Consider the following 3,963-nt stretch of genomic DNA (forward strand, 5'->3'; position numbering starts at 1 on the left):
GCCATGCCACCACCGGCCATGGTGGCCAAGGTGCGCACCACGCAGGTAGAAAACAAGCGCCTGTATAAACAACACCGATACACTTTATCGGCGCACAAGGCTGCCAATGGAACGGCACTTGCTAGAGACTGGCATCGACATCATCCAAAAGGCGGTTGCCATGGGAAAACTGACCACCCACATCCTCGACACCAGCCGCGGCCTACCGGCAGCGGGCATCCCCGTCATCCTGCTTCAGGATGGGCAAGTACTTGCCAGCGCTCACAGCAATGCCGATGGGCGGCTTGACGCCCCGCTGCTGGAGGGCGAGGCCTGGCGAAATGGCCACTACACTCTGCGCTTCTTGGTCGCAGACTATCTAAGCAAAGAGGGGCGTACCCCGTTTTTCGACCGGATTGACATCCATTTCGTCGTCGACGACTGTGCGCCCGCGCTACACCTGCCGCTGCTGCTGTCGCCCTACGGCTACAGCACCTACCGGGGAAGCTGAGCGATGACCCATAACCGCGCCACCATTCGCTTCTTGCTGGATGGAAAAATCATCGAAATCCACCAGTGGACGCCAACCACCATGCTGCTGCCGGTGCTACGCGAACAGCTCGGTCGGACCGGATGCAAGGAAGGCTGTGCCGAAGGAGATTGTGGTGCGTGCATGGTACTGGTCGGTCGCGAACACCAGGGGCAGGTGCGTTATCAAAGTATCAACGCCTGCATTCGACCGTTGGCACTGGTTGACGGCTGCGAAGTGGTGACGGTCGAGTCGCTCGCCCCCGCTGGCACGCCCCCGCACCCGGTACAACAGGCGCTGATCGACCATCATGCGTCGCAATGCGGCTTCTGCACGCCGGGAATAGCCATGACGCTGACCGGGCGCTACCTTGAAGAGGATCGCCCGGACCGGTCGCAGGCCCTGTCTTGCCTGTCGGGCAATTTGTGCCGCTGCACAGGTTATCGCCCGATCGTCGATGCGGCGCTCGCCATGGATGACTATCCACCCACGCTGCTCTGGAACAAGGGCGCCGGATGCGACCCGGTGCGACTCGCGGCAATCCGCGCGCTGGATGACGGCACCACCTTGGTGCATGAAAGTGGTTCCAGCATCCTCGCCGCACCCCGCACCCAAGCCGAGCTCGCAAGCTGGCTCGTGCGTCACCCTGAAGCCACCCTCGTCGGCGGGGCCACCGATCTCGGAGTTGCCATCAACAAGGCTTTTTTTGCCCCTGGTGTGCTGATTGCGCTGTCGCGCGTACAGGGGCTGGATGAGATCTCCACCGACACCGAAACAATCAGCATCGGCGGAACGGTCAGTGTGGCTGACGCCTTTGCCGAACTGGCCAAACACTACCCGGAACTGGCCGAACTGGGCGAGCGCTTTGCCTCGCCCCCCATCCGGCACGCGGGCACGCTGGCGGGCAACCTGGTCAATGGCTCCCCCGTCGGCGATGCGATTCCGGTCTTGCTGGCACTGGACGCGCAGCTATCGTTTGTGTCGGCGAGCGGGGGGCGGCGAGTCCCGCTGCACGACTTTTATACCGGCTACCGTCAAAATCTGCTGCGTGCAGGCGAGTACCTCGCTACCGTCCATGTCCCCCGTCCGCGGCCGGCACAACGCATCGCGGCATACAAGCTCGCCCGGCGGTACGACCAGGACATCAGTGCGGTCAGCATGGCGCTCAGCGCCCGGCTACGGGATGGCCGGCTATCGGACGTCCGTCTGGCATTTGGCGGCATGGCGGCCTACGCTATGCGACTCCCAGCGGTTGAAGCAGAACTGGAAGGTGCCGGTCCGGATGAGACCACCAGTGCCCGCGTCTACCACCTGCTCAGTCAGTCGCTTTCACCTCTATCCGACCACCGTGCCAGCGCAAGCTACCGCATGGAGGCAGCCAGCGGCCTGTTCAGGCGAGCGCTGCTGGAATGGCAGGGTAAGGCCTTGTGCCGGATTGATCATTTGGAAGCGATGCCATGAACGCCCCCCTTCCCCACACCAAGGCCTGCGTAGGCCTTGCTATCCGGCACGAAAGTGCGCACTTGCACGTCACCGGCCGCGCCCATTACACCGCTGACGTACCGCTACCCGCAGGCGCGCTGCATGCGGCAATCGCCTACAGCCCGCATGCGCACGCACGGTTCAGCACCGTCGATTGTGCCGCCATGCTGGAGGCGTCCGGCGTGGTCGGCGTGCTCACCGCGCGAGACATCCCAGGCCAGAACAACTACGGAGGCATTCGTCCGGACGACCCCCTGCTGGCCGAAGCGCTGGTTGAATACGCCGGCCAGCCAGTCTGTCTGGTGGTGGCTGACAGTCATCTGGCCGCACGACGCGCAGCACGCCAGCTGGCGGCTGACTGGCAGCCGTTACCGGCCATCCTCGACATCGACACGGCCATCGCAGCGCACAGTTTCCTGCTGCCGACAGAAACCCTCAGCCGTGGCGACACGGACGCGGCGCTGCTTGCGGCACCCAAGCAATTCTGTGGGCAGTTCGAGATGGGGGGGCAGGAACACTTTTATCTGGAAGGACAGGTCGCCGTCGCCACACCAGGTGACGACAACAGCGTCTGCGTCCACTCATCAACCCAGCACCCCAGCGAGATACAGCATATCGTCGCGCATGCGCTATGCCTGAGCGCCAGCCAGGTCACGGTACAGTGCAGACGCATGGGGGGTGCCTTTGGCGGAAAAGAATCGCAAGCTGCGCTGGTCGCCGCACTGGCAGCGCTCGCCGCCCGCCACTTTGGGCGTACCGTCAGCCTGCGTCTGGACCGCGACGACGATATGCTCATCACCGGAAAACGGCACGACTTCCGCGTGCGCTACCGCGCAGGCACCGACGAAGCGGGCCACCTGCTCGCGCTTGACGTTGAGCTGGCATCACGCTGCGGCTACTCGGCCGACCTGTCCGGCCCGGTCAACGACCGCGCCATGCTGCATATCGATAACGCCTACTGGCTACCGGCAGTACGCGTTACCTCGCACCGACTGAAGACACACACTGTCTCCAACACCGCATTCAGGGGATTCGGCGGCCCTCAGGGCATGCTGGCAATCGAAGCGGTCCTCGACGATATTGCACGCCAACTGGACATTGAGCCCTGGACGCTACGGCGGCGTAACCTGTACCAGCCGCACCAGTGCACACCCTACGGCATGAGCGTCGAAAGTGCGCCGCTCGCGACGCTGGTCGACACGTTGGCCGAAGACGGACGCTACGCAGACAAGCGCAAGGCCATCGACGCATTTAACGCCGCCAGTCCCTTCATCAAGCGGGGACTCGCGCTGACGCCGGTAAAATTCGGCATCTCCTTTACCGCCACGCATTACAATCAGGCCGGTGCATTGCTGCACATTTACACCGACGGCAGCGTGCTGATCCACCACGGCGGTACCGAGATGGGCCAAGGGCTGTTCACGAAAATCGCCCAAATAGTCGCAGAGGAACTCGGCGTCAAAATCGAGCGGATACGCGTAGCAGCAACGGATACGGCCAAGGTGCCAAACACCTCGGCCACGGCCGCCTCTTCGGGCAGCGACCTGAACGGGCAGGCGGCTGCGGCGGCGGCAAAATGCCTGCGCACCCGCCTGAGTGCATTTGCCGCGACCCGCTTTGGCGTCAGTCCTGACGACGTCAGCTTCGCCGATGATCAAGTTCTTGCCGGCATGCATGCACTGCCGTTCGAGGAGTTGGTCAAAGCCGCCTACTTTGCCCGCATTCAGCTCTTTGCGACCGGCTATTATGCGACCCCGGATCTGGCATACGAAAAAGGCAGCTTTCAGGGACGCCCCTTCTATTACTTCGCCTGCGGTGCCGCGATGGCCGAAGTGGCCATTGATACACTCAGCGGCGAGATGCGTACGCTCTCGCTGGACGTACTGCACGACGCGGGCCACTCCCTCAATCCAGCCGTCGATATCGGTCAGGTCGAAGGCGGGCTGATGCAGGGGCTGGGCTGGCTGACCATG

At 63.2% G+C, this 3,963-nt stretch carries 3 protein-coding genes; all 3 read left to right on the forward strand.

The window, feature by feature from the left end:
* The first annotated feature begins 160 nt into the window (after positions 1–160).
* On the forward strand, positions 161–490 hold the full coding sequence (gene uraH, locus ACRC1E_RS11580; RefSeq protein WP_438515248.1) for a hydroxyisourate hydrolase: 330 nt from the start codon (positions 161–163) through the stop codon (positions 488–490).
* Positions 491–493: 3 nt separating this feature from the next.
* The gene (xdhA, locus tag ACRC1E_RS11585) at positions 494–1,969 is read left to right on the forward strand and encodes a xanthine dehydrogenase small subunit (RefSeq protein ID WP_438515249.1); all 1,476 of its coding nucleotides are present in this window, start codon (positions 494–496) and stop codon (positions 1,967–1,969) included.
* On the forward strand, positions 1,966–3,963 hold a 1,998-nt coding region (xdhB, locus tag ACRC1E_RS11590; RefSeq protein ID WP_438515250.1), incomplete at its 3' end, for a xanthine dehydrogenase molybdopterin binding subunit. The genes xdhA and xdhB, both read left to right, overlap by 4 nt.

It is taken from the genome of Craterilacuibacter sp. (genome assembly GCF_051659485.1).
GTDB lineage: Bacteria > Pseudomonadota > Gammaproteobacteria > Burkholderiales > Chromobacteriaceae > Craterilacuibacter.